We start from the raw sequence: 26,804 nt of genomic DNA, 5'->3' as shown, positions 1-26,804 counted from the left end.
GAACGTGATGCCGGACGGCGAACGGCTCGACGCGGTGCGGGCCGCGCACGGCCTGGTCGCCGAGTGGCTGCTGGAGGCGCAGGGGTTGATCACCGGGGAGTTCCACGCCCCGCTCGCCGGGGTCACCGCCGGGACGGAGAGCGCGGCCTGGGACGAGCTGCACGTGCTCGGCTGCCTGTCGCTGGCCCTCGACCCGATGGACGACGGCGCCGACCCGCCGGGCGCCGACCCGGCCGACTCCGGTGCCGTCCCCGACCCGGCCGGCCCCGGTGTCCGCCCCGGCCCGGCGGCGCTGCGCGACGACCGCCTCGCCCGGCTGCTCACCGACCCGATCGAGGTCACGTTCACCTCCGCGACGGGGGAGGCGGCCCGGGTCGAGTGGTTGCCCCTCGACGAGATCGTCGCGGCGGCCCGGGAACGCCGGGCCACGATCCGCCGGCTCGTCGACGCGTACCGGACGGCCGTGCGGTTCGTGGAGGCCGACCTCGACCGGCTGCGCAAGGAGGTCGCGGACCTGCGGCACCGGGCCGGGGTGGCCGGCCGGGGCGCGGCGCTGGACGTACCCGCCGCGCGGCTTGCCGGGCTGGAGCGGGAGGCCGCGGCGGACCCGGTGGGCTGCGCCCGCCCCGGCCCCTGGCGGGACGCGCTGGCCGGCCTCGCGGACGACCTCGCCGCCGTGCGCCGGGCGCTCGCCCCGGCCAGCGACGACCCGGACCGGCGGACGGCCGGGGAGCGGCGGCTGCGCTCGTCGGTGCGGCGCCTGCGGGAGCTGGCGGCCGAGGCGGCCCGGGAGGGGCTGGGCGACGGCGGCGACCCCCTGGCCGCCCTCGACGTCGACGGGCTGCTCGCCCGCGCCGCCGGGGCCCGCGCCGCGTCGCCCGGCGATCCGGCGGGCCCCGCCGCCGAGCTGGAGGCCGCCCTCGACCGGGCCGCCGACCTGGTCGACGCCGCCCGGCGGCGGCTGCGCGCCCGCTGCCACCTGGAACTCGGCGGGCGGCTGGAGGCGTACCGGCAGCGCGCCGCCGACGAGGACCGGGCCGAGCATCCCGACCTGGAACGGAGCTACCGCGAGGCGCGGGACAGGCTGCGCCCCGACCGCTTCGCCGTGACCGCTGCGAGCCGGGCGGTCCGCGCCTACCAGCAGGCCGTGAACGAGGTGACGCGATGACGCCGACGAGCCGTTCCTGCGCGGAACGCAACTGCCCCGGGGCGGTGGACCAGGACGGCTTCTGCCGGCTGTGGGGCCACCCGTGCGGCGGCGGCCCGCCGGGCGCGGACCCGAGGCCGCCCTCGGCCGTGGCCCCGCAGCCGTCGTCCCGGGTCCACCGGCCCGTCCCAGGGCCGCCCCGTGAGCTGTGGCGCCCCCGGGCCCGGCCGTGGGAGAGCCCGGCGTTCATCCCGTCGGCGCGGGCCCGGGACCCGCTGGAGGCGGTGCTGTCCCAGGCCGTCGTGCCCGAGCACTCCCGGTACTGCCCGCAGACGACGTGCCGGCGCCGGGTGCCCCGGGTCAGTGGGTACTGCCCGAACTGCGGCTCCCGCTACTCGTTCACCCCGCCGCTGGCCAAGGGCGACGTGCGGGCCGGCCGGTACCGGATCGAGGGCTGCCTGGGGCACGGCGGGGTGGGCTGGGTGTTCCTCGCCCGCGACGAGGACATGGACGGTAGCTGGCGGGTGCTGAAGGGGCAGCGCAACCCCGAGGACCGGGAGGCCGCGGCGGCGTTCGTCGGGGAACGGCAGGCGCTGATCGCGCTCAACCACCCCCGCATCGTCACGATCACCCACGCGCTGCGCCCCGAGTCCGACTCCGACGTCGGATACCTGGTGATGGAGTACGTCAACGGCGGCACCCTGGAGGACGCCCGCCGCACCATCGGACCGGACGGCGGCCCGTCGGCCGTCGACGTGCCGCAGGCGCTGGGGTACGGGGTGCAGATCCTCGACGCCTTCGAGTACCTGCACGACCAGGGCTGGCTGTACTGCGACCTCAAGCCCGAGAACGTCATGCTGATCGGCGGGTACGGCCCGGACGGCCCGCTCAAGCTCGTCGACTTCGGCGCGGCCCGGCGGATCGACAACACCGTCAGCCCGCCCTGGGGCACGGCGGGCTTCGAGGCCCCCGAGGTGCAGCGGCTCGGCCCGGCGGGGCCGAGCGTCCGCTCCGACATCTACACCGTCGGCCGTACCCTCGCCGCGTTGACCCTGGCGGTCAGCTCGGCGGACCTGCGTCCCCTGCCGGTGGGGCGGGACCTGCTGCGGCTGCCGCTGCCCGCCCCGCTCGACCCGTTCGCGCGGCTGCTGGCCCGGGCCACCGCGGTCGAGCCCGAGGAGCGGTTCGGCTCCGCCGCCGAGATGCGTGAGCAGGTCAGGGGGGTGCGGCGGCAGGTCCGCTCGGCCGCCGACGGCATCCCCCGGCCGACCCGGTCCACCCTGTTCAGCCCGGCGGCGTGCGCGTTCGCCCTGCACGCCGACGTCGACGCTCTCGACGTGGTGGAGATCGTGCTCGGCCTGCCGATGCCGCTGGTCGACGGCAACGACCCGGCCGCCGGTTTCCTCGCCTCGCTCGGCCCGGCCACCCCCGCCGAGCTGATCGCCCTGCTCGGCACCGCGCCCGAGCACACGGCCGAGGTCACCTACCGGATGGTCCGGGCGTACCTCGCCGCGGGCCGGGCGGACGAGGCGGGTCCGCTGCTCGCCGCCTTCCCCGACGACCTGCGCGACTGGTCGCTGTGGTGGCACCGGGGCCTGGTGGCCCTGGTCGGCCGGCACGGTGCGACCGCCCGGGACTGGTTCGGGCGGGTGTACGGGTGGCTGCCCGGCGAGGTGTCCGCGCGCCTGGCGTACGCGGTGGCCTGCGAGATCGCCGGCGACCACCCGACGGCCGCCGCGCACTACCGGGGGGTGTGGGAGACCGACCAGGGCGTGGTCGCCGCCGCCTTCGGGCTGGCCCGCTGCCTGTTCGTCACCGAGGGCCCGCGCCCCGCCACCGCCGTCCTGCTCACCGTGCCGGAGTCCTCCCGCGCCTCGACGGTGGCGGCGACCTGCGCGGTACGGATGCTGCTGGAGGCGCCGGAGGACGGCCACCGGCTCGACGCCGCCCTCGACGCCGCGGCCGTCGTGGAGAAGCTGCCCCCGTTCGCCGAACGCGACCTGGTCGAGGCGCACATCCTGCGGATCGCCCTCGGCAGCGACCTGGCCGACGGGCGGTACGCCGACCGGCGCCTGTTCGGCCACCGGCTCGACCCGGACACCCTGCGCCGCGCCTTCGAACGCACCTGCCGGTCCCTGGCCGGCCGCACCGGCGACCGGCGGGAGCGGATCGCGCTGGTGGACCTCGCCAACGCGCACCGGCCGGTGACCTGGTGGTGACCCGCGGCGCGCGCGCCGAGCCGGGAGCCGGCCGGGCCTCGGCCGGCGGACCCGACGAAAGGAGCCCCGCGTGACGGCACCGGACGGGCTGCGGCTCGACCTGACCGCCCACCACAGCGAGTACCTGCCGACCGACGGCGGGATCGTCGACGTCGTCGCCGCCGTGCGGGCCGGACCGGCCGGGGGCGACGCGCGTCACCACGGGCTCGCCGAGGTGATCCTGCTCGACTGCTCCGGTTCGATGGGCGCGCCGCAGACCAAGATGCGGGCCGCCCGCGCGGCCACCCTCGCCGCCGTCGACGCGCTGCCCGACGGGGTGGCGTTCGCCGTGGTGGAGGGCACCAGCAGGGCCACGATGATCTACCCCGGCGAGCGGCGGCTCGCGGTCGCGGACGAGGGCACCCGGGCCGCGGCTCGGCGCGCGGTACGCCGGGCGTCGCCGCACGGCGGCACCGCCATCGGCAAGTGGCTGCTGCTGGCCCGGGATCTGCTCGGCACCCGGCCCGACGCGATCGGGCACGCCATCCTGCTGACCGACGGCCGCAACGAGTCCCAGCAGCCCGCCGAGCTGAGGGCGGCGGTGGAGTCCTGCGCGGGCCGGTTCACCGTGGACTGCCGGGCCATCGGCTCGGCGGACGGGGTGCACGACTGGGACGGCCCGGAGTTGCTCGGCATCGCGGACGCGCTGGGCGCCAACCCGGTGGTGCCGGTGGAGGACCTCGACGGCCTCGCCGCCGAGTTCGCGACCGTGCTGGCCCGCGCGCTGGCCCGCCGGGCCGCCGACGCCCGGCTGCGGGTGCGCACCAGCGCGCTGGCCCGGATCCGCTTCGTCAAGCAGGTGTACCCGACCATCGCCGACCTCACCGGCCGGGGCGTGGCCGCCGGCGACCTCACCACCGACTTCCCCATCGGGGCGTGGAGCCCGGCCGACCGGCGCGACTTCCACGTCGCCCTGGAGGTGGACCCGATGACCCCGCAGGCCCGGCGGCGGATCGGCTGGCTGGGTGTCCGGGTCGACGCGGCCCCGGACGCCGCCGAGGTGCCCGTCGACGTGGAGTGGACCGACGAGATCGAGCTGTTCTCCCAGGTGCACGAGACCGTCGCCCACTACACCCACCAGCAGGGGTACGCCGAACAGGTGGGGCTGGCGCTGGCCGCGGCGAACGTCGGCCGGCTCACCGACGCGGAGCACCACCTCGGGCGGGCCGTGGCGCTCGCCCACGCCGGCGGCCACGACGACAAGCTGCGGCAGCTCGACCGGATCGTGGACGTGCGGGACGCCGCCACCGGCGACGTGCGCCTCAAGCCCCACGTCGACCTGCGGCGGTGGCAGTACTCGGCGGCGGTCGCGCCGCAGACGTCCTCCTGGGTGTCCGGGGAGCCGGGGGACGGCCCCGGGCGGTCGGATCCGCCGCCGTACCCGGCCCCCGAGCAGCGGGTGCCGCCGTGGGAGCACTGCGGCGAGCTGCACACCCGCCCGTACTGCGGTGAGTGCGGCAGCCACCACGAGTCGCCGGGCGGGCCGGCCCCGGTGGGCACGTGACCTGGGACTTCTTCGACAAGGTGGCCAGTGTGGTCAGCGGTTCGCTGGCGCTGGCCGCCGCCGTCCTGGCGGTCCGCCGCCACCTGCGCGGGCGGCCCGGGCGCGGCTGGTGGGCCGCCCTGAACCCGCTGTGGAGGGCCCAGTCGGAGGAGGCGATCGTCCACCCGCACCGGATCGCCGGTGGCTACGTCCGCCCCCTGTCGGAGGTGTACGTCGCCCGCCGGGCGGTCGCCCGGCTCGACCCCGCCGCCGGCCCCGTCGACGTCGGGTCGCTGCTCACCGGCCCCGGGCACGTGCTGCTGATCGGCGAGCCGGGCAGCGGGAAGTCGGCGCTGGTCCGGCAGGCGTGCGCGAACTCGGCGCGGTGGTGGCTCGCCGGGCGGGGCCGGTTGCGCCGGACCCCTCCCGGGCCGGTGGTGGTGGGCCTGCCGGCGACCGCGCTGGTGCACCAACCGCTGCCCGCCGCGCTCGCCGAGGCGTACCGCGACCAGGCACCCGGCCTGGACTTCGCGCGCGAGCCCGCGCCGGACCGGAGGTGGCTGGTCTGCGTCGACGGGGTCGACGCGGTCGCGGACCCGGACGACCGGGCGGAGGTGCTCAACCGCCTCGCCGCGCTGGCCCGTGCCACCGCGCCCCCGGCCGCGCCGGGAGCCGGGCCGTGGCGGGTCCTGGTGACGACCCGCCAGCTCGCGGAGAACGAGCTTGCGGTCCTGGACCCCGGGTACGCCGCGTACCACCTCGCACCGTTCACCGACCCGGACGTCGGACGGTTCGCGCACCGCTGGTTCCCGGACGCGGTGGCCGCGCGGCGCTTCCTGAACTGGGCCGACCAGCAGCGGGCCCGCCCCGCGCTGCGCAACCCCCTCACCGCCACCATCGCCGCCGCCCTCTGGCAGGCAGGGCTGGCCGGCCCGGACCCGGTGGCCGACCCGGCGGTGCTGCTGGACCGGTTCGTCGGCGCCCTGCTCGGCGGCGGGCGGGCCAGCTTCGACGCTACGTGCGACGCGCTGCGCCGGGCGGTACGCGGCGGGCCGGTCGCCGACTGGTTGACCGAGCGGCACACCGAGCTGGTCGAGGTGGCGGCGGTCGCCGCGGTGACCGGCGCCGACCCGGTCGCGGCGGTGGTCGACTGGTCGGCGGCACAGGCGCCGTACCAGCCGGACCGGGTGCTGCCGGACTGGGACCGGCAGGTGCGGCTGGTCCTGCTCGCCACCGGCCTGTTCTCCGACGCCGGGGCCGGCCGCGCGCCGGCCGCCCGGTCGGGCGCGGTGGGCGGGCCCGTCCCGGCCCCCGGCGCGCTGGCCGCGACCTGGCCCGGCCTGGTCGAGCACCTGGCGGCGGGCCCGCTCGCCCGCGACTGGAGCGCGCAGCGCTGGATCAGGGCGATGGCCACCACCTCCCAGCGGGGCGTCGGGCTGTGGGCGATGAGCCGGGCCACGGTCGCGCCGGGGTTCCTCCGGGACGTGGCGCGGGACCCGGCCGGGGCGATCGCCGCCGGGCACTACCTGGCCGCGGGCGGCGCCGCCGACCCGGTGGTCCGGTCCGACGTGCTGGCGGCGCTGCTGGCCCACTGGTCGCCCCGCCCGGGCCCGGTGGACGGCGTCGCCCCGGCGCTCGCCGCCGGACCGCCGCCGGTGCGTGACGTGCGGCAGGAGTGCTTCGCGTTGCTCACCACGCTGACCGCCGCCGCAGTGAACCGGGAACTGCTCCGGGAGGTCGCCGTCGACCCGCGCCGGCCCACCGTCGTCCGGCGGGCCGCCGCGCTGTTCTTCGCCACCCGGCGGCGTCAGCGGCCGTCCCGCACCGGGTGAGCCGGCGCCGGTGGTTCGTCCCGGCCCAGGTCGGTCAGCTCCCGCTCCGGCAGGCTGGCGAGGTGGGCGAACGTCGAGCGGCCCGCAGTCGCGCACCTCGCGCCCTGGACCAAGCTACGGTCGGCGGGGTGCCGGGCCGTAGGATTGCCGCACTATGCCCAGTGAGCGCCGAGGAAAGCCGGACCCCGCCCGCAGCCTGGCCATCCTCTGGCGCACCGCCGAGCCGACGAGCCGCAGCGTGGGCCCCGGGTTGAGTGTGGACCGGATCGTCCGGGCGGCGATCGAGATCGCCGACGCGGAGGGCATCGACGCCCTTACCATGCGTCGGGTCGCCGAGGCGCTGGGCGTCGGGACGATGTCGGTCTACACCTACGTACCCGGCAAGGCCGAGCTGCTGGACGCCATGGTCGACACCCTGTACGGCGAGATGAGCCGCCCGCCCGACGTCGCGGGCGGCTGGCGGGTCCGGCTGGAGCGGATCGCCCGGGAGAACCTGAGTCTCTACCGTGGCCACCCCTGGCTGCTGCGGGCCGAGACCAGCCGGCCGGTGCTCGGCCCGAACCTGATGGCCAAGTACGACTACGAGCTGACCGCCGTCGCCGACACCGGCCTCACCGACGTGGAGATGGACGCGGTGCTCACCCTCGTCCTGGGGCACGTCCGCAGCGCGGCGCGGGCCGTCCTCGACGCGGTGAACCTGGAGCGGGAGACGGGCCTGACCGACGGCCAGTGGTGGCAGGTGCACGCCCCCTGGCTGGCGCGGTTCGTCACCCCGGGCAGCTTCCCGACCGCGTCCCGGGTGGGCACCGCGGCCGGGGCGGCGCACGGCACCGCCCACGACCCGGAGTACGCCTTCGAGTTCGGCCTCCAGCGCGTGCTCGACGGCATCTCCGTGGTGGTCGCCGAGCGTGCGGGCGGGGCCGGCCCGGCCCGCTGACCCCGCCTGCACGGCATGGACGTTGCTCGACGTATTGAACCGGGCGGGCGGAGCGCGGATGCTGTAGGGCATCTACTCTCACCGATGTGTGGAGGCCCGGATGCGTCGCTTCCCCCTGCTCGCCCTCCTGCTCGTCGTCCCCCTGCTGGCGTCGCCGGCGGCTGCCCGGGCCGCCGAGCCGACCGTCGCCCCGCCGATCGCCGCCGCGCCGATCGCCATGGCCGCCACCGCTCCGGCCGGCACCGTGTGGGCCGTGGACCCGGCCACCGGCCGGACCACCGTGGCCGTGGACGACACCGTGGGCGAGAGCCAACTGGCCGCGTTGCGCACCCGGCTGGCCGGCACCGACGCCGTCATCCGCCGGGAGCGCGGCCGGCTCAGCACGCTGATCGCCGGTGGGCAGGCCATCTACGCCGGCGGGGGGCGCTGCTCGCTGGGCGCCAACGTCCGCAGCGGCAGCACCTACTACTTCGTCACCGCCGGCCACTGCACGTCGACCGCCGCCACCTGGTACGCCGACGGCGCCGGCAGCACGGTCCTCGGCTCCCGCGCCGGCACCAGCTTCCCCGGCAACGACTACGGGATCGTCCGCTACACCTCCTCGACGATCCCGCACCCGAGCGCCGTCTACACGTACCCCGGGACGCTGACCATCCTCGGCACCGCCACCCCCGTCGTCGGCATGGCCGTCTGCCGCAGCGGCTCCACCACCGGCGTGCGGTGCGGCACGATCACCGCCCTCAACGCCACGGTCAACTACGCCGAGGGTTCGGTCTCGGGGCTGATCCGCACCAACATCTGCGCGGAGCCCGGCGACAGCGGCGGCCCGCTCTACGTCGCCGCCACCGGCCGGATCCTCGGCATCCTCTCCGGCGGCAGCGGCAACTGCACCAGCGGCGGTACCACCTACTACCAGCCGATCAACGAGATCCTGGCCGCGTACGGGGTGACGATCCCGTGAGCCCGGGGCCGGGCGGCCGTACGCGGTGAAGTGCGGGTTCCCCGCGGTCAGCCTGGCCGCGCTGTTCCGGTCGAGGTTGATCCTGAATGCCCCGACGGGTCAGCGCCCGCGTAGGGGGCGCAGCGCGCCGCCCCACGCGACGACCTGGTCGAGCATCTCGCCGACCGCCTTGGCCTGCGCCGGGGCGGGCCGGAACTCGCGGAAGTCGACGAAGTCGGTGACCAGGGACAGCGCCACCTGGGACCGGACGTCGGCGACCTCGACCTGGGAGAGGACCAGCCGCAGGTGCTCCGCCGCCCGGGTGCCCCCGTGCACGCCGTAGCTGACCAGCCCGGCCGCCTTGTTCGTCCACTCCCGGTACAGGAAGTCGATCGCGTCCTTGAGCACCCCGGGCACCGAGTGGTTGTACTCCGGGGTGACGAACACGTACGCGTCGAACGCGGCGATCCGGGCGGCCCAGCGACGCACCGCCGGGTCGCTCGACGGGGCCATCGACGGCGGCAGCGGCGTGTTCAGGTGCGGCAGGGCGTGGTCGGCGAGGTCCACCAGCTCGGCGGTCGCGTCACCCCGCTGGGCGGCGATGTCGCGCACCCAGCGGGCCACCGCCTCCGCCTTGCGGCCCGGGCGGGTGCTGCCGACAACGACACCAATGCTGATCATGCTGGTTTCCTCTCGGAGAAGCGGCGGCCCGCGATCCGGGCCGACTCAGGGGGACGCGGTCAGGTTCCGGGCCGGTTCAGGGGGACGCGGTCAGGTTCCGGGCCAGCGCCACGGCGCCGTGCAGCGAGGAGAGCCCGCCCAGCGCGGCGGCCCGCACGGCCGGCGCCGGGCGGCCGGGCCGGGCCAGCCGGGCCACCTCCCGCGCGACCAGCCCGACGAAGCCCGGCAGCCCGGCGGCGAACCCGCCGCCCAGCACTGCCACCGACGGGTCGACCAGCTCGCCGAGGCTGACCACGGCCGCCGCGAGGGCCGTACCGCTCGGCTGGACCGCGTCGTGGGCCCACCGCCGGTCCTGCTCCAGCCCGTCGCGCAGCTCGGCGAAGCTCACCGCGGCGCCCCGCACGGCGGCGGCCCGGCGCAGTGTGGCCGGGCCGGAGGCGATCGCCTGGAGGCAGCCGTGCCGCCCGCAGTCGCAGCGCGGCCCGTCGACGGCGACGACCATGTGCCCGACCTCGGGCGAGCCCCGGCCGGCCCCGGGCAGCGGGCGCCCACCGAGCACCACACCCCCGCCCACCCCGGTCCCCACCCCGAGGTAGACGACGTCGTCCGCGCCGAGGTGCCGGGCCTCGGCGAGCGCCGCGAGGTCACCGTCGTCGGCCCAGGCGGTCCGGCTGCCGGGGAAGATCCGGCGCAGCGCCTTGTCGAGCCGCAGCCCGGCCCAGCTCGGCCGGCCCGGCCAGACGGTCACCCGGCCGGTCGGGTCGGTGGTGCCGGGCATCGCCACCCCGACCGCCGCCAGCCGCCAGCCGGACTCCGCGCGCAGCGCGTCGACCGCGTCCGCCAGCGCCGCCACGTCCGCCTCGGCGCCGCCGGCGGGCCAGGTCAGGGTCCGCTCGTACGCCCGCGACGCGACGGTCCCGGGCTGCTCGTACGCCCCCGGGTCGACGACCGGCGCGGACGCGGCCCGCTCGGCCCGCAGCGCGACCTTGGTGCCCCCGATGTCGACCCCGAGCACGCCGGTGTCGGTCCGTCCCGGCACCGGCGGTCAGCCCCGCAGCACGTGCAGCACCGCGACCGCGGCTGTCGCCAGCCCGAACACGGCGGGCATCGCCGCCACCGAGATCGGGTCCCGGGCGCGCAGGTGGAAGATCACCGCGCCGATCATCTGGAGGGTGAGGCCGATCGCCGCCGCGATCCCGGCCGGCGCCCAGTACAGGCCGAAGATCAGGCCGACGACCGCGGCCAGTTCCAGGTTGCCGATCACCTTGGTCAGCCCGGGGGAGACGCCGAGGTGGGCCATCCGCTCGCGCATCTGCGCCTGGCCGGTGAGCTTGGGGTAGGCCAGCGCGGCGAAGACCGTGGCCAGGATGACGCTGAGGACGATGATGGGAATCTGCACGTTCACTTCCTTCTCGGAGGGGGTCAGGGCCCGGCCGACCCTATCGGCCGGACGGCCGGCTGGCCCGGTACGCGCGGCGCCGGGCCGGGCCGGGCGGCGTCCTCAGTCGACGGTGGCGACCAGCGCGCGGGCGGCCAGCCGGTAGCCCAGCGAGCCCAGCCCGACGATGATCCCGCTGGCCAACGGGGCGAGCACCGAGTCGTGCCGGAAGCTCTCCCGGGCCCACACGTTGGACAGGTGGACCTCCATCCACGGCCGCGGATAGTTGGCCAGCGCGTCGCGCAGGCTCCAGCCCGCGATCATCAGGGCGCCCGGGTTCACGATCGCGCCCACCGTGTCGTAGTTCTCCTGCACGGCGCGGACCAGGGCGCCCTCGCAGTCGTGCTGCACCGCGACCACCCGCCAGCCCCGCGCCGCGACCTCCTCGCCGACGGCCCGCTCGATGTCCGCGAGGGTGTCGGTGCCGTAGATCTCCGGCTCGCGTCGGCCGAGGATGCCGAGGTTCGGACCGTTCAACAGCAGCACGTCGGACACAGCTCACCTCGCGGGAAGCGGCCCGGGTACGGCCACCTCGCGTGGCTGGCCCCCGCCGGGCCGGCGACAGATTCCCCGCAGTCTTACTACGCCGCCGGCCCCGCCCGCGCCGACCGCCCCCGGCCCGCCGTCGAACTAAGGGGTGGGTAGGGGCTGTTAGGGGAGGTGAGCCTCCTGCCGGGTCGGTTAGCGTCCACCGCGAGCCGATGACGCTGTCCGCTCAGACGGCGGCGTCCCCGCTCGACCGGCCGACCGGCGCAGGCCCGCCGCGGCGGGCGAGCCCGGGTCCGCGGGATGCGCGAAGCCGCCGCGGGACGGTCGGGAACCGCTGGTCATCCTGGATTGGGAAGTGGGAAGTCATGAGTGGTCAGCCGTCAACGGTGCCGGAGTTCCCCGAGTGGCCGCAGTTCGGTGACGAGGAACGAGCCGGCCTGGTCCGCGCCCTGGAACAGGGTCAGTGGTGGCGGATGGGCGGGAGCGAGGTAGACACCTTCGAGGCGGAGTTCGGCGCGTACCACGGCACGCCGCACGCGCTCGCCGTCACCAACGGCACCCACGCCCTGGAGGTCGCCCTGGAGGTGCTCGGCGTCGGGCCCGGCACCGAGGTGATCGTCCCCGCCTTCACCTTCATCTCGTCGTCGCTGGCCGCGCAGCGCCTCGGCGCGGTCGCGGTGCCGGTCGACGTCGACCTGGACACCTACTGCGTCGACCCGACCGCCGTCGCCGCCGCGATCACCGACCGCACCAGGGCCATCATGCCGGTGCACATGGCCGGCCAGTTCGCCGACATGGACGCGCTGGACAAGATCGCCGCAGATGCCGGGGTGGCGCTGCTCCAGGACGCCGCGCACGCCCACGGCGCCCAGTGGCAGGGCAAGCGGGCCGGCGCGCTCGGCTCGGTGGCCGCGTTCAGCTTCCAGAACGGCAAGCTGATGACCGCCGGCGAGGGCGGCGCGGTGCTCTTCCCCGACGAGGAGACCCGCGAACGGGCGTTCGTCGTGCACAGCTGCGGCCGGCCCCGCACCGACCGGGACTACCTGCACCGCACCACCGGCTCCAACTACCGGATGAACGAGTTCAGCGCCGCCGTGCTGCGCGCCCAGCTCGCCCGCCTCGACGGCCAGATCGAGGTGCGCGAGCAGCGGTGGCCGCTGCTGTCCAGCCTGCTTGCCGAGATCCCCGGCGTGGTGCCCCAGCGCACCGACCCGCGCACCGACCGCAACCCGCACTACATGGCCATGTTCCGGATCCCGGGGATCACCCTGGAGCGGCGCCGCGCCGTGGTCGACGCGCTCATCGCCCGGGGCGTACCGGCGTTCGTGGCGTTCCGGGCCATCTACCGGTGTGAGGGCTTCTGGGAGGCCGGCGCCCCCGACGAGAGCATCGAGGCGATCGCCGCCCGCTGCCCCAACGTCGAGCAGATCCACTCCGACTGCGTCTGGCTGCACCACCGCACCCTGCTCGGCACCGAGCAGCAGATGCACGACATCGCCGCCGTGCTGGCCGACGTCCTCGCCGAATGACCGGCCTGCCCCCGGCCGCCGCGCCCGACCGTCCGGTCCGGGTCGCGGTGGCCGGACTCGGCTGGGCCGGGCGGGAGATCTGGCTGCCCCGGCTCGCCGCGCACCCGGCCTTCGAGGTGACCGCCCTGGTCGACCCGCAGCCGGCCGTCCGGGACACCGCCCGCGACACCCACGCGGTGCCCTTCGCGTACGCCGACGTCGACGACCTGCCCGCGGGCGCGGTCGACCTGGTGGTGGTGGCAGTCCCCAACCACCTGCACGCCGCGGTCGCCGCCCGGTTGCTGCGCCGGGGCGTACCGGTGTTCCTGGAGAAGCCGGTCTGCCTCACCTCCGCCGAGGCGGAGCTGCTCGCCGCCGCAGAGCGCGACGGCGCCGCGGTGCTGCTGGCCGGCAGCGCCGCCCGGTGGCGGGCCGACGTGCGGGCGCTGGCGGAGGTGGCCGGCGGGCTGGGCCCCGTCCGGCACGTCGACGTGGCCTGGGTCCGCGCCCGGGGGGTGCCCGACGCGGGCGGCTGGTTCACCCGCCGCGACCTCTCCGGCGGCGGCGCGCTGGTCGACCTCGGCTGGCACCTGCTCGACACCGTCCTGCCGATGCTCGGCCCGGACACCCGGGTCACCCACGCCATCGGCAGCGTCTCCGACGACTTCGTCAACGACAGCGCCGCGCACGCCGCGTGGCGCAGCGAGGCCGGCACCGGGGGCCGGTCCCGCGGCGACGTCGAGGACACCGCCCGGGGGTTCCTGATCACCGACGGTGGCGCCTCGGTCGCCCTGCACGCCTGCTGGGCGTCGCACGAGGCCCTCGACCGCACCACGATCACCGTGCAGGGCGCCACCGGGTCGGCCACGCTGCGCTGCACGTTCGGGTTCAGCCCGAACCGGGAGCCGGCGCCGGTGCTCACCCGCACCCGCGCCGGCGAGACCGTCCGGCTGCCGCTGCCCGAGGAGGCGATCGGCGCCGAGTACGACCGCCAGCTCGACGCCCTGCCCGGGCTGCTCGCGGCCCCGGCCAGCCGGGGCGTGGCCGTCGCCGAGGCCCGCCGGACCATCGACATCATCGAACGGATCTACCACTCCGCCCGGCCCACCGAGCCGGAGCGGGAGCACGTGCTGGCGGGCCAACGCGACCGGTGAGAACCACCGGCGACCTCACTCGCTCCGGGGAGCAGCCATGAGCCATCCACCGTCCACCGTCGACGTGACCCGCCCGACGCCCGGCCGGGGCCCGATCCGCGCGGTCGTGTTCGACCTCGACGGCGTCATCGTCGACAGCTCCGCCGTCATGCGCGAGGCGTTCAGCATCGCGTACGCGGAGGTGGTGGGCGACGGACCGGCGCCGTTCGAGGAGTACAACCAGCACATGGGCCGGTACTTCCCGGACATCATGCGGCTGATGGGGCTGCCGCTGGAGATGGAGGAACCGTTCGTCCGGGAGAGCTACCGGATGGCCCACCTGGTGCCGCTGTTCCCCGGCGTCCGGGACACCCTGGAGGAGCTGCACGCCAGGGGCATCCGGATGGCCATCGCCACCGGCAAGAGCGGCCCCCGGGCCCGCTCGCTGCTCGACACGCTCGGCGTGCTGGGCCTGTTCGACCAGGTGATCGGCTCCGACGAGGTGGCCCGCCCGAAGCCCGCCCCGGACATCGTGCTCCAGGCGCTCGGCCACCTCGACGTGCCGCCGGCCCAGGCCATGATGGTCGGCGACGCGGTGATCGACCTGCTCAGCGGCCGGGACGCCGGCGCCACCACGGTCGCCACCACCTGGCACGGCGGGGACATCGCCGCGCTGCTCGCCGCCGGCCCGGACGTGGTCGCGCACGCACCGACGGACCTGCTGGCGTACTGCCCGGCGGCCCTCGTCCCCTGACTCGGCCGGGCTCGTGGCAGTCCAGCTCGTACCGGCCGACGTTCCCGGCACCGGGCGGGAGGTGATCGCCTTCGTCGACGCACCATGCTCCCGGGAGACAGGTTTGCCGGTCCTGCTCCTGCGAGAATGGGAGCCGCTGTGCGTGGAGGAGGTGAGCCGTGATGTCGAGCAACGCCGAGCAGATTCCCGAGAGCGCGGCACCCACTCGGGTCGGGCCTCACTCGACTCGTCAGGGCATGCCCGCATATCGGGGCGGAAGCGCGGGTCGGGGCCGGCGCCATGCGGCGTAGGCCATGATGCCGAACACGATCGGAAGTACCACCCCGACGACGGGGAATAACCACATGGAGTGATCGCCGGATTCGCGCACTCTCAGGCAAGGGCTGCTCCTGGCGTAATGAACGCCGACGTGCTCGCCAGTATGCACAGCACGGTTCGCATCGACCGTGACGCGCACGCGGGATTCACACGCTTCGCCGCTGTTCGTCGTGAACCGAACTGTCAGGAAGGTCCTGGCTCCGCTGTGCTCGACATCGACCACCTCGGCGGCTGTCTCTGATCCGCGAAGGTCGTCGGCGATCGACCAGATGGCCATCGTCATCCACACAATCGCGAAGATCAGACCGAAGGTCGAGAACAGCCCCAGGAGGGTCTTCCCTGGCAGCCGACGCTTCATGGCCGAGATCCTAGAACGTGTCCAACAGGGCACGTTCGTACGGCGTTCGACAAGCTTCTCCGCAGCCGGAGACCGACTGGCGGAGCGGGTCAGCCGAGCGGTGCCGGCCGGTTGACGCCGAGGAACCCCAGTGGCTGTTGACAGCAACGGCACTGGTCAGAGCCGGCCGAGGCAGGCGAACCGGCGAACGCAGGATCGATGTTGATCCACGCCGACGGAGTCGGGTGATGTCCTCGGCGCGGATCGTTACGCTCCCGAATCTGGCCGATGTACCGTCCGTGGTGGCGGTCCGTCCGGGTGAGGCGGCCACCGCCCCGGTCCGCTACCTGGGAAGTGGGCGAAGCCATGGCCATGAAGACCGACACCATCGGTGCCCGGATCCGGTACTGGCGGATGCGCCGTAGCGGGATGACGCAAGCTGTCCTCGCCGGACTCGCCGGCGTCAGCCAGTCCTACATCTCGCAGGTCGAGTCCGGCCGGAAGACCATCGACCGTCGTTCCACTCTCGTCGCCGTAGCCGCCGCTCTCCAGGTGACGGTGGCGGACCTGCTCGGCCAGGGCACGGAACCCGGCGACCCGGCGCGGGACAGCGCGGCCGAGTGCGTTCCGGCGATCTGGTCCGCGCTGATCGAGATCGAGGATGGTGAGCGCCGGCCGTCGACCCGTGGCAGGGACGAGTTGGCCGGCGACATCTCCCGTAGCGATCAGCTCCGTACCCGATCCAACTATCCGGCGATGGCCCGGCTGCTCCCCGGCCTCCTGCTCGACGCCGCCGCTGTCGACGGCGCCGTGCTCGCCCAGGTGGCCTACCAGGCTTCGACGTTCCTGCGGCACCTCGGCTACCGGCATCTGGCGCTCAACGCCGCACGGGTCGCGGTGTCGGCTGCCGAGGAAGTCGAGGATCCGGCGTGGATCGGGGCGTCCCGGTTCGCGTACGCGCAGAGCCTGCCGATCGAATCCGCGCCACTCGCGGCCCGGGCCGCCGACCGGTCGCTGGTCGGGCTCCAGGCCGATGCGGCCGACGAGCGGGTCCGACAGATGCTCGGCCAGCTCCACCTCTCGGCGGCGCTGACCTCGACCGTGAGCGGTCGTCCGGACGTCGCGCGGGACCATCTCGCCGAGGCGGCCCGGGAGGCGGCGACCCTCGGAGACCCGCCGGACGGGGCCGGCTTCAACGGGTGTGGGTTCGGGCCGACCAACGTGAAGCTGTGGGAGATGTCCATCGCGGCCGAGTCGGGTGAGCCCGGCCGGGTGATCGAGCTGTCCCGGACGGTTCGGCCGCAGGTCCTGGTGGCGACGAACCGCCAGATGTCCTACTGGCTCGACCTCGGCCGCGCGTTGGCCGACACCGGTCGCCGGGATGCCGAGGCGCTGGCCGCGTTCGTGCGGGCTGAGCAGGCCGCGCCGGTGCCATTCGCCCTGAACCCCCTCGCTCAGGGCGCGGTCGTGGCGATGGCGCAGCGGGCGAGGCGCCGCGCGATCCCGGACGACCTGCGGGTGCTGGCCGGCCGGATGGGCATCAACCTGCCGCCATAATCCTTGTTGGAGCAGGCCGAGGCGGATCGGATACCGGTGGAGGAGACCACTCGGGTGGGGGCGGCTGCCGGTCGAGCACCGGGCCGCGCACCTGGTGGACGCCGCGCGGGCGTACCTGCACGTCGGTGACCTGTTGCGGGCGGGGCGCGCCCTGGTCGACGCCGAACGGACCGCGCCGGCCGAGATCCGGTGCCGGCCGCTGGCGCGTACGGTGATCGCCGACGTGGCGCGCGGCGGCCCGATGCCGGCCGGCGTGGCGCACCTGGCCGCCCTGGTCGGCCTGACCCGGTGAGCGCGCCCTTCCGCTTTCCGGCCCAGATCCGCGACCGGCCCGCCAACGTCGGCGTGACGATGGCGGGCCGGGGCAGCGTCCGGCGGGACCGCTCAGCGAGCGTGGTCGACGCCCTCGGGGCCGGCTTCGAGGAAGCGCAGCATCTCGGCCGCCAGCATCTCGGCGACGGGGGCCGGGACCAGGTCGGTGCGGACGGTGACGCGCAGGAGGACGTCCCCGTTGCCGGGCAGCACCTCGACGAGGCAGGCGCCCGACCACTCCCGGGCGTACGGCTCGACGATCTCCTCGGTCCGGCAGCCCGGCAGCTCCAGCGGAAGGACGACGTTGTCCTGGTAGGCGAAGGAGGGCATGCTGTTGGCCACCTCGCGGGACATGTCGAGGACCGGGTCGGTGGTCATCTCCAGGAACGCGACGTCCTGGGCGGCCATCAGCTCGTCGACGGTCCGCTGGACGGCCCGGATCAGGTTCTTCTCCGGCCCGTCGAACCGGACCCGGAGGCAGTTGGAGCTGATCCGGCTCGTGAAGGTGGAGTCGAGGATCCGGCTGCCGCGCTGGGCGACGATCATCAGCAGGGCGATGTCGTCCTGCTGGTGGATGGCGCGGAGCGCGGTGGCGTAGGCGGCGGCGAAGTAGCTGGAGCGGCTGAACCGGTGTTCCCGGGCGGCGCGGTCCCAGCGTTCCAGCACGTCGGGGGTGACGGTGGCGATGTGCCCGGCCTTGGGGCCCCAGGTCGGGGTCTCCACCAGCAGCTCCTGGGGCCGGCCCTCGCCCTGGCGGGAGAGCCCGCGCAGTTGCCTGCGCCAGTAGGCCCGCTGTGCTTCGAGGTCGGCGGCCTCGCGTAGGCGGGTGTGCTCGTCGTAGAACTGGCGCAGGGTGGGTGCGGGTCGGTCCCATTCGGGGGTTTTGCCGGCCGCTCGGGCGGTGTAGGCGTGGCTGAGGTCGCGGACGAGGAGGGCGTGTGACCAGCCGTCGAAGGCGATGTGGTGGATGCCGATGCCGAAGAGGATGCGGTTGGTGGATTTTTCGCGGATGAGGGCGGCGCGCCAGTTGCGGCCCTGGGTGTAGTCGAGGGGTTGTTGTAGTGCTTCGGTGAGTTGGTTGAGTGCGTCTTGTTCGGTGGTGGCGTCGGTGAGTAGGCGGAGCTGGGGCATGCCGGTGTTCGGGGGGATGATGGCGACGGGGGGGTCGACGCGTCGGTAGCGGGCGCGCAGGGACTCGTGTCGCTTGTGGACGTCGCCGAGGGCGGCCATCAGGGCGCGCGGGTCCAGCTCACCCTCGATCCACCAGGTGGTCGGGCAGACCAGGTCGAAGGGGAGCCAGACGAACTTGCCGACCGACAGGGTCAGCGGGACGGGCTTGGCCGGGCCGGGGCGTCCGGTGACGGGCGGTTCCGGTTCGACGCTGGGGCGGCGGGGTGCGGTGGTGAGCCATTGGGCGAGTTGGTGTGGGGTGGGGGTGCGGTGGATTTGGGAGACGGGGACGATGACGTTGGCGGTTTCGTCGATGGTGGTGGCGGTGGTGGCGGATTGTAGGGAGGTGCCGCCGAGGTGGAAGAAGTTGTCGTGGGTGCCGACTTTGTCGAGGCCGAGGATGGTGGCGAAGATGTTGGTGATGAGTTGTTCTTCGTCGGTGGTGGGTGCGGTGTAGGCGACGTCGAGGTTGGGGCGTTGGGTGCCGGGTTCGGGGAGTGCTTTTCGGTTGATTTTGCCGGTGCCGCCGACGGGGAATCGGTCGAGGATCATGATGACGGCGGGGACCATGTAGGCGGGTAGGACGGTGGCGGCGTGTTCGCGTAGGTCGCTCACGGCGGGGGTTCGGCCGTTGTGGGTGGTGATGTAGCCGACGAGGCGGGCGATGCCGCGGTCTTCGCGGCGGATGACGACGGCGGTGTTGACGTCGGGGTGTTGTTCGAGGACGGCTTCGATTTCGCCGAGTTCGATGCGGATGCCGTTGACTTTGACCTGGTGGTCCATGCGGGCGAGGATTTCCAGGGCTCCGGTGGTGTTCCATCGGCCGAGGTCGCCGGTGCGGTAGGCGGTGCCGCCGCCGTATGGGTCGGTGACGAATCGTTGGGTGGTCAGTTCGGGGCGGTTGAGGTAGCTGTCGGCGACGCCGGCTCCGGTGATGAGGATTTCGCCGGGGATGCCCATGGGGACGAGGTTGAGGTGGTTGTCGACGATGCGGATCTGGCGGTTGGGCATGGGCCAGCCGATGGGTACGTATGCGCCGGCCCAGCCGGCTTTGGCGTCGTACCAGGTGCAGGCGACGGAGGCTTCGGCGGGGCCGTAGGCGTTGATGAGGCGGGCGCCGGCGGTCATCCAGCGTTGGGCCATGCGGGGTGGGATGGGTTCCCCGGCGAGGGTGACGCAGGACATGCTGGGGCAGTCGGCGGGGTCGATGGCGGCGAGGTTGGTGGGTGGGCAGAACGCGTGGGTGGTTTGTTCCTTGGCGATCAGGTCGGTGAGGCGGCGGGCGTCGAGGAGGTCGTCTCGGGAGCAGACCACGACGCGGGCGCCGGAGGTGAGGGCGGTGTAGATCTCGCCGAGGGCGACGTCGAAGACGGGGGCGCAGCAGTGCAGCATGCGGCTGTCCGGGCCGACGGCGCATTCGTCGCGCATCCAGGTGACGAAGTTGGTCAGTTTGTCGTGGGTCAGGACGACGCCTTTGGGGGTGCCGGTGGATCCTGACGTGTAGATGACGAACGCCGGTCCGGTGGCGTCCACCACCGGCAGGTCGGCTGTTTCGGCCGTCTCGATGGTGGGCCAGTCGTTGTCGAGGGCGACGACCCTAACGCCGTCGGGGGCGGGGATGCGGGGGGCGACGTCGCCGATGGTGAGTACGACCTGGGCGCCGTGGTCGGCCAGGAGCATCCGCATCCGTTCCGCCGGCCAGGACACGTCCATGGGCGTGTAGGCCGCTCCTGCCCGTAACACCGCCAGGGTGGCGATCAGGGTCCACATGCTGCGGTCCAACGCCAGCGACACCACGTCACCGACCCCGACACCGGCTGACCGCAGGTAGCGGGCCAGAAGTTCCGACCGGCGGGCCAGTTCCCCGTACGTGACGACCTCACCGTCGGCGACACCCGCGACCGCGTCCGGGGTGCGCCGTGCCCATTCCAGCACCAGTTCGTGGAGCGGCTGATCCGGCACCGGGCGCACCGGACCCCGACCCCACGCGAGTAGCCGCTCCCGCTCCGCATCGGACACCAACGGCAACCGGGACAGGGCAACCTCAGGCTCCCGCACACCTGCCCCGGTCAACAACGCGACCTGATCCACCAGGCCCCGCACCCAGTCCGCGGAGAACCCCTCCACCGCATAGTCCACCCGCACCCCGGAACCGTCCGAGGCCACACTCACCACCAGATCGACATCCACCACCGCCGGCCCCACCACGGCCACCGGACCGTCCACCAGACCCACCACCACCGGACCCACCACACCCGCACCCACCACCGGCGCAGCCCACGCCACACCCACCCGAGACACCAACTCGGCAAACCCCGGGTCGCCCGCCACCCCCATCCGCACCACCGATCCGCCCGAGGACAGGCCCAGTGCCACCTCCTCCTGGCCGGTGTACCGGGCCAGCACCCCGACGAGGCCCGCCAGCACCACCACCCCGGCCGGCTCCGGGCCCGCCAGCTCGGGCAACTCCAGCGTCCGCAGCTCCGACGCCGCCCGGGCCGGCCACACCAACGGCCGCCGCAGGTCACCCATCAGGTCGAGGGCCTCGAAGTCGGCACCGGGCCCGGCGACACCCGCAGCCTGGGCCTGACCACCAACGAACCCGACAGACATGAGCCAACCTCCGAATCAAAACCGGCGTCACCCGCACGGGTACGGCCGGGTCAGGAAATCCAGGAACTCCGTGGGCGCGGACGGCCGCGCCCACGGCACGAGGGGTACGGGTGAAACGTTCAGCCAGCGAGGTGGGCCGGCGCGGGCCCGGCTTGAAGGAAGCGCAGCATGTGTCCGTTCAGCTCCTCGGCGAAGCTGTACGGCAGGTAGTCGGTGCGGATGGTGACGCGCAGGAGGGCGTGGTCGGCGCGGGGCAGCACCTCGACCGTGAGGCCGTTGGGCACCTCCCGGGCGTACGGTTCGACGATCTCCTCGGTCCGGCAGCCGGGCAGTTCCAGCGGGTGCACCACGTTGTCCTGGAAGACGAAGGTCGGCAGGCTGGCCACCACCTCACCGGAGATCCCGGCGGACGGGTCGTTGGCGGTCTCCGCGAACGGGACGTCCTGGGCCCGCATGAGGTCGCTGATCGTCTCGTGGACCCGCAGGACGAGGCTGCCGTCCTCCGGCCCGTCGAACCGGACCCGGACGCAGTTGAGGTTGAGCCTGGTGGTGAAGGCGGAGTCGAGGACGCGGCTGCCGCGCTTGGCGACGACCATCAGCAGGGCGATGTCGTCCTGCTGGTTGACGGCGCGCAGTGCGGAGGCGAACGCGGCGGCGAAGAGGCTGGAGCGGCTGAACCGGTGTTCCCGGGCGGCGCGGTCCCAGCGTTCCAGCACGTCGGGGGTGACGGTGGCGATGTGCCCGGCCTTGGGGCCCCAGGCCAGCGCCTGTTCCAGCGACGCGTCGGCCGGGGGTTCGCCCTGGCGGGGCAGGCCGCGTAACTGCTCACGCCAGTACGCCCGTTGCGTCTCCAGGTCGGCGGCCTCGCGCAGGCGGGTGAACTCGTCGTACACCTGACGCAGGGTGGGTGCGGGTCGGTCCCATTCGGGGGTTTTGCCGGCTGATCGGGCGGTGTAGGCGTGGCTGAGGTCGCGGACGAGGAGGGCGTGTGACCAGCCGTCGAAGGCGATGTGGTGGATGCCGATGCCGAAGAGGATGCGGTTGGTGGATTTTTCGCGGATGAGGGCGGCGCGCCAGTTGCGGCCCTGGGTGTAGTCGAGGGGTTGTTGTAGTGCTTCGGTGAGTTGGTTGAGTGCGTCTTGTTCGGTGGTGGCGTCGGTGAGTAGGCGGAGCTGGGGCATGCCGGTGTTCGGGGGGATGATGGCGACGGGGGGGTCGACGCGTCGGTAGCGGGCGCGCAGGGATTCGTGTCGTTTGTGGACGTCGCCGAGGGCGGCCATCAGGGCGCGCGGGTCCAGCTCACCCTCGATCCACCAGGTGACCGGATTGACGACCTCCAGGGGCGACATCAGGCACTTAGCCACCTGCTGCGCGAGCGGAACCGGGCCGGGGCGCTGGCGGGCCTGACCGGCGGCCGGGCCGGTCTCGGTACGGCGGGGTGCGGTGGTGAGCCATTGGGCGAGTTGGTGTGGGGTGGGGGTGCGGTGGATTTGGGAGACGGGGACGATGACGTTGGCGGTTTCGTCGATGGTGGTGGCGGTGGTGGCGGATTGTAGGGAGGTGCCGCCGAGGTGGAAGAAGTTGTCGTGGGTGCCGACTTTGTCGAGGCCGAGGATGGTGGCGAAGATGTTGGTGATGAGTTGTTCTTCGTCGGTGGTGGGTGCGGTGTAGGCGACGTCGAGGTTGGGGCGTTGGGTGCCGGGTTCGGGGAGTGCTTTTCGGTTGATTTTGCCGGTGCCGCCGACGGGGAATCGGTCGAGGATCATGATGACGGCGGGGACCATGTAGGCGGGTAGGACGGTGGCGGCGTGTTCGCGTAGGTCGCTCACGGCGGGGGTTCGGCCGTTGTGGGTGGTGATGTAGCCGACGAGGCGGGCGATGCCGCGGTCTTCGCGGCGGATGACGACGGCGGTGTTGACGTCGGGGTGTTGTTCGAGGACGGCTTCGATTTCGCCGAGTTCGATGCGGATGCCGTTGACTTTGACCTGGTGGTCCATGCGGGCGAGGATTTCCAGGGCTCCGGTGGTGTTCCATCGGCCGAGGTCGCCGGTGCGGTAGGCGGTGCCGCCGCCGTATGGGTCGGTGACGAATCGTTGGGTGGTCAGTTCGGGGCGGTTGAGGTAGCTGTCGGCGACGCCGGCTCCGGTGATGAGGATTTCGCCGGGGATGCCCATGGGGACGAGGTTGAGGTGGTTGTCGACGATGCGGATCTGGCGGTTGGGCATGGGCCAGCCGATGGGTACGTATGCGCCGGCCCAGCCGGCTTTGGCGTCGTACCAGGTGCAGGCGACGGAGGCTTCGGCGGGGCCGTAGGCGTTGATGAGGCGGGCGCCGGCGGTCATCCAGCGTTGGGCCATGCGGGGTGGGATGGGTTCCCCGGCGAGGGTGACGCAGGACATGCTGGGGCAGTCGGCGGGGTCGATGGCGGCGAGGTTGGTGGGTGGGCAGAACGCGTGGGTGGTTTGTTCCTTGGCGATCAGGTCGGTGAGGCGGCGGGCGTCGAGGAGGTCGTCTCGGGAGCAGACCACGACGCGGGCGCCGGAGGTGAGGGCGGTGTAGATCTCGCCGAGGGCGACGTCGAAGACGGGGGCGCAGCAGTGCAGCATGCGGCTGTCCGGGCCGACGGCGCATTCGTCGCGCATCCAGGTGACGAAGTTGGTCAGTTTGTCGTGGGTCAGGACGACGCCTTTGGGGGTGCCGGTGGATCCTGACGTGTAGATGACGAACGCCGGTCCGGTGGCGTCCACCACCGGCAGGTCGGCTGTTTCGGCCGTCTCGATGGTGGGCCAGTCGTTGTCGAGGGCGACGACCCTAACGCCGTCGGGGGCGGGGATGCGGGGGGCGACGTCGCCGATGGTGAGTACGACCTGGGCGCCGTGGTCGGCCAGGAGCATCCGCATCCGTTCCGCCGGCCAGGACACGTCCATGGGCGTGTAGGCCGCTCCTGCCCGTAACACCGCCAGGGTGGCGATCAGGGTCCACATGCTGCGGTCCAACGCCAGCGACACCACGTCACCGACCCCGACACCGGCTGACCGCAGGTAGCGGGCCAGAAGTTCCGACCGGCGGGCCAGTTCCCCGTACGTGACGACCTCACCGTCGGCGACACCCGCGACCGCGTCCGGGGTGCGCCGTGCCCATTCCAGCACCAGTTCGTGGAGCGGCTGATCCGGCACCGGGCGCACCGGACCCCGACCCCACGCGAGTAGCCGCTCCCGCTCCGCATCGGACACCAACGGCAACCGGGACAGGGCAACCTCAGGCTCCCGCACACCTGCCCCGGTCAACAACGCGACCTGATCCACCAGGCCCCGCACCCAGTCCGCGGAGAACCCCTCCACCGCATAGTCCACCCGCACCCCGGAACCGTCCGAGGCCACACTCACCACCAGATCGACATCCACCACCGCCGGCCCCACCACGGCCACCGGACCGTCCACCAGACCCACCACCACCGGACCCACCACACCCGCACCCACCACCGGCGCAGCCCACGCCACACCCACCCGAGACACCAACTCGGCAAACCCCGGATCGTCCGCCACCCCCACCCGCACCAGCCCACCCGGCAGGAGACCAACCACGATCTCCTCCTGGGCCGTCCAGCGGGCCAGGACCGCCACGAGGCCCGCCACCACGACGGTACCGGCCGGCCCGGCACCCGTCGGCGCCGAGGACAGCGTCCGGTGCACCGAGGCAGCCCGGGCCGGCCACACCAGCGGCCGGCGCAGATCGCCCACCAGGTCCAGAGTTTCGACGGTCGCGGCCGGTCCGGCGTCGGCCGTGCCGTCTGCGGCCTGAGCACCAGTGAACCCGACAAACATGAGTCAACCTCCGATCGAAAGGGGTGACCGGGAGGCGCGTGGCCGGAACGGCCGGTCAGCCGAGGTGCCGTACGGCGGACGGCAGGTGGTGGACGCGGGGGTGCGGGCCGACGCGCAGCGTGGCCCCCGTGCGCCGGGATGCCCGACCGGCACGTGCTGGGCCCCGGTGGGCCGCGGACGGTCCGTGCGGCGGGCAGGCGACCGCCGGCTGGCTGGCTGTGCTGGTGGGTGTGCCGGGCCGCGCCGGTCCCGGCGCCGCGCCGTCGGGTGGACTCTGGACGGCTCGGAGGCCGGCGCCGGGCGTCCCGGCCGGAGCGTGCGGTCGTGGGGCACCGGCACCTCCCGTCCATCCGGGCGCCGCGCACCCGCGTGCGTCCCCGATCCGGTGCGGTGAAGGGAAACGACGACCCGACGGTGCCCGACCCTACGAAGACCGGCGGAGCGGCGTACACCCCTAGATGCACAGGTCGACCCCTAGTGGGGGCGGTGGCGAACGGGGGGTGCGTACTCGGCCGATCGGCTAATCCGGGTGCGAAGTATGCTGACTATGATCTTTCCGATCATGACCGCATCATGACGCAGTCGGTGACTGGTTAATCACACACCGCCTGCTTGGTGTGCATCGCGCCGAGGCAGCGCTGACCACAAGCCAGTTGCTACCTGGCCGGTCCAGCCTCGAACCGTCCGGCCGGTGCACACGGCCCGCCCGACTCTCGCGGCCGAGCGGACACATCAGGACCGGGACGCCACGCATTCGCCCACGTTCCCCGCTGCTCGTGGTGGTGGTGTACCCGGACTTCGTGCCATCCCCGAGGCCCCCTGTGGGCCGGCATGTCAGGAGATCCAATGGATGCGCCAATCCAGGTACCGGTGTTCGCTCACGACGGGGTGGTCCTAGCCCGGCCCCCAAGTCCGGTGGCGACCGCCGGTAGCCGTTATCTGGCCGGCGCGGGCGCCGGACTGCACAACGGGCTGGACATGATCACCGGTCTTCATCTCAGCCTGCCGCACCAGGCGGCGACCATCGCCAGCTCCGGAGCCAGCGCGGACAAGTCGCTACGCCTGCTCAGCCGCAGCGGCCTCAAGACGCCGAGCGACCTGCGTGAGTTCCGCAACGGCGAGCAGGCGGTACAGCTCGCCCGGGAAGCCGCCGAGCGGGGCGAGATGCTGGAGTTCCAGTTCCCCCCGCACGACCCGCAGTTGCGGGCCGCGTCGGTCCGGGTCTCGGCGGACCTGCTGGCCCGCCTCAACAACAAGACCGTGCTGGAAACCCTGGTCGCACCGGAGTACCTGCCCCGCCGGCAGGTCGCCACCCCCGCGCAGGTGCGACAGATCGTGCAGCAGGACCGCCGGCCGGCGGTCATCAAACCGGCCGGCGCCGAGGTGTACAGCGGGATCGCGATCTTCACCAGACGGTTGCGGGAGCGGCTCAACCGGTCACTGTTCAACCAACTGGAGCAGGTGAGTGATCAGTGGATCGTCGAGGAGGAGGTTGCCTTCCGGACGGTCTGGGGCCTCCAGTTCGGCGTGACCGAAAGCGGATCGGTGGAGTACTTCGGTGCGTCCGTGCACCTGCCGCAGCCCACCTCGACGTGGGTCGGATGTGTGATGGACGATGACCAACCGCCGGCGGAGCTGATCGAAGCGCTGACCGCAGGGGTCCGAAAGGCCAGTGCTCTCGGGTACCGGGGGTACTGCTCGTTCGACGCGGGGATCAGCCGGGACGGCGAACTGCGGGTCATCGACCCGAACTTCCGGGTCAGTGGGGCCACCTCGTCGCTGCTGCACCGCAGCTCGTTGCTGGGCCAGCACCCGTGCGCGATGACGACGTTCTTCTCCCTCGCGCCCGGAGTCGACGCCGAGCCGATCCTCGCCCCGTTCATCGATCGTGGGCAGCTCGTCGTGTTCATGCACTACGACCCGGCGGAGACGGACAACGGCCCGCATCCGGCGACCATCGTCGGCATGGTCGGCGCCGCGGACCGGTACGCCTGCGGCGTGCTGATCGCGCAGGTCCAGCGAGCGCTGGGTAGCTGACGGGTCACCCCCGGGCCGCGCCGGCGGCCCGGGGGC

The 26,804-nt window shown here is 73.6% G+C and carries 19 protein-coding genes; 12 read left to right on the top strand and 7 right to left on the bottom strand.

Annotated features, from left to right (window positions below; genetic code table 11):
• Nucleotides 1-7: 7 nt before the first annotated feature.
• From OOK41_RS25005 to OOK41_RS24980, 6 genes are all read left to right on the top strand, one after another.
• The gene (locus tag OOK41_RS25005) at nucleotides 8-1,168 is read left to right on the top strand and encodes a hypothetical protein (RefSeq protein ID WP_266266917.1); all 1,161 of its coding nucleotides are present in this window, start codon (nucleotides 8-10) and stop codon (nucleotides 1,166-1,168) included.
• Nucleotides 1,165-3,366 (top strand): serine/threonine-protein kinase, encoded by a 2,202-nt coding sequence (locus OOK41_RS25000; RefSeq protein WP_266266916.1) that lies wholly within the window; start codon nucleotides 1,165-1,167, stop codon nucleotides 3,364-3,366. Before OOK41_RS25005 ends, OOK41_RS25000 begins: the two co-directional genes overlap by 4 nt.
• A 70-nt stretch (nucleotides 3,367-3,436) precedes the next feature.
• Nucleotides 3,437-4,909, top strand: a complete 1,473-nt coding sequence (locus OOK41_RS24995; protein ID WP_266266915.1) for a VWA domain-containing protein — start codon at nucleotides 3,437-3,439, stop codon at nucleotides 4,907-4,909.
• Nucleotides 4,906-6,720, top strand: a complete 1,815-nt coding sequence (locus OOK41_RS24990; RefSeq protein ID WP_266266914.1) for an AAA family ATPase — start codon at nucleotides 4,906-4,908, stop codon at nucleotides 6,718-6,720. Before OOK41_RS24995 ends, OOK41_RS24990 begins: the two co-directional genes overlap by 4 nt.
• Before the next feature lie 154 nt (nucleotides 6,721-6,874).
• A complete protein-coding gene (locus OOK41_RS24985; protein WP_266266913.1) occupies nucleotides 6,875-7,657 on the top strand; it encodes a TetR/AcrR family transcriptional regulator in 783 nt (260 codons plus the stop codon).
• A 100-nt stretch (nucleotides 7,658-7,757) separates the two neighbouring features.
• On the top strand, nucleotides 7,758-8,618 hold the full coding sequence (locus tag OOK41_RS24980; RefSeq protein ID WP_266266912.1) for a S1 family peptidase: 861 nt from the start codon (nucleotides 7,758-7,760) through the stop codon (nucleotides 8,616-8,618).
• A 99-nt stretch (nucleotides 8,619-8,717) separates the two neighbouring features.
• Here OOK41_RS24980 and OOK41_RS24975 read toward each other — a convergent pair whose 3' ends face one another.
• The 4 genes from OOK41_RS24975 to OOK41_RS24960 all read right to left on the bottom strand — a co-directional run bounded on the left by OOK41_RS24975 (nucleotide 8,718) and on the right by OOK41_RS24960 (nucleotide 11,211).
• Entirely contained in the window at nucleotides 8,718-9,278 is a 561-nt protein-coding gene (locus OOK41_RS24975) for an NADPH-dependent FMN reductase (RefSeq protein ID WP_117672096.1), read from the bottom strand.
• Between the two features lie 76 nt (nucleotides 9,279-9,354).
• A complete protein-coding gene (locus tag OOK41_RS24970; protein WP_266266911.1) occupies nucleotides 9,355-10,317 on the bottom strand; it encodes an ROK family protein in 963 nt (320 codons plus the stop codon).
• 6 nt (nucleotides 10,318-10,323) lie between these two features.
• The gene (locus OOK41_RS24965; RefSeq protein WP_266266910.1) at nucleotides 10,324-10,677 is read right to left on the bottom strand and encodes a DoxX family protein; all 354 of its coding nucleotides are present in this window, start codon (nucleotides 10,675-10,677) and stop codon (nucleotides 10,324-10,326) included.
• A 102-nt stretch (nucleotides 10,678-10,779) separates the two neighbouring features.
• Nucleotides 10,780-11,211 carry a type II 3-dehydroquinate dehydratase gene (locus OOK41_RS24960; protein ID WP_117672099.1) on the bottom strand — a complete coding sequence of 144 codons (432 nt, stop codon included), beginning with the start codon at nucleotides 11,209-11,211 and terminating at the stop codon, nucleotides 10,780-10,782.
• Between the two features lie 359 nt (nucleotides 11,212-11,570).
• Here OOK41_RS24960 and OOK41_RS24955 point away from each other — a divergent pair, with 359 nt between their 5' ends.
• The 3 genes from OOK41_RS24955 to OOK41_RS24945 are packed head-to-tail and all read left to right on the top strand — an operon-like array spanning nucleotide 11,571 to nucleotide 14,600.
• Nucleotides 11,571-12,734: a DegT/DnrJ/EryC1/StrS family aminotransferase gene (locus OOK41_RS24955; protein WP_266266909.1), complete on the top strand. Its 1,164-nt coding sequence runs from the start codon at nucleotides 11,571-11,573 to the stop codon at nucleotides 12,732-12,734.
• Nucleotides 12,731-13,867 carry a Gfo/Idh/MocA family protein gene (locus tag OOK41_RS24950; protein ID WP_266266908.1) on the top strand — a complete coding sequence of 379 codons (1,137 nt, stop codon included), beginning with the start codon at nucleotides 12,731-12,733 and terminating at the stop codon, nucleotides 13,865-13,867. Before OOK41_RS24955 ends, OOK41_RS24950 begins: the two co-directional genes overlap by 4 nt.
• 37 nt (nucleotides 13,868-13,904) lie before the next feature.
• Nucleotides 13,905-14,600, top strand: coding sequence for an HAD-IA family hydrolase (locus OOK41_RS24945; protein ID WP_266266907.1), 696 nt, complete (start codon nucleotides 13,905-13,907; stop codon nucleotides 14,598-14,600).
• A 229-nt stretch (nucleotides 14,601-14,829) separates the two neighbouring features.
• Here the strand turns inward: OOK41_RS24945 and OOK41_RS24940 are convergent, their stop codons facing one another.
• Nucleotides 14,830-15,276, bottom strand: a complete 447-nt coding sequence (locus OOK41_RS24940) for a DUF3592 domain-containing protein (RefSeq protein WP_266266906.1) — start codon at nucleotides 15,274-15,276, stop codon at nucleotides 14,830-14,832.
• Nucleotides 15,277-15,627: 351 nt separating this feature from the next.
• Between OOK41_RS24940 and OOK41_RS24935 the strand changes: the two genes are divergently transcribed.
• Both OOK41_RS24935 and OOK41_RS24930 read left to right on the top strand, forming a co-directional pair.
• Nucleotides 15,628-16,812, top strand: coding sequence for a helix-turn-helix domain-containing protein (locus OOK41_RS24935; protein WP_266267974.1), 1,185 nt, complete (start codon nucleotides 15,628-15,630; stop codon nucleotides 16,810-16,812).
• Between the two features lie 94 nt (nucleotides 16,813-16,906).
• Nucleotides 16,907-17,104 carry a hypothetical protein gene (locus OOK41_RS24930; RefSeq protein ID WP_266266905.1) on the top strand — a complete coding sequence of 66 codons (198 nt, stop codon included), beginning with the start codon at nucleotides 16,907-16,909 and terminating at the stop codon, nucleotides 17,102-17,104.
• Nucleotides 17,105-17,196: 92 nt separating this feature from the next.
• Here the strand turns inward: OOK41_RS24930 and OOK41_RS24925 are convergent, their stop codons facing one another.
• On the bottom strand, nucleotides 17,197-20,907 hold the full coding sequence (locus OOK41_RS24925; protein ID WP_266266904.1) for an amino acid adenylation domain-containing protein: 3,711 nt from the start codon (nucleotides 20,905-20,907) through the stop codon (nucleotides 17,197-17,199).
• Nucleotides 20,908-21,026: 119 nt separating this feature from the next.
• On the bottom strand, nucleotides 21,027-24,731 hold the full coding sequence (locus OOK41_RS24920; protein WP_266266903.1) for an amino acid adenylation domain-containing protein: 3,705 nt from the start codon (nucleotides 24,729-24,731) through the stop codon (nucleotides 21,027-21,029).
• An 846-nt stretch (nucleotides 24,732-25,577) separates the two neighbouring features.
• Here OOK41_RS24920 and OOK41_RS24915 point away from each other — a divergent pair.
• Nucleotides 25,578-26,768 (top strand): ATP-grasp domain-containing protein, encoded by a 1,191-nt coding sequence (locus OOK41_RS24915; RefSeq protein ID WP_117673232.1) that lies wholly within the window; start codon nucleotides 25,578-25,580, stop codon nucleotides 26,766-26,768.
• Nucleotides 26,769-26,804 lie beyond the last annotated feature (36 nt).

Origin of the sequence: Micromonospora sp. NBC_01655, assembly GCF_026339755.1 — a bacterium.
Classification (GTDB): Bacteria; Actinomycetota; Actinomycetes; order Mycobacteriales; family Micromonosporaceae; genus Micromonospora.
This window is presented reverse-complemented; position numbering and strand designations above follow the sequence as displayed.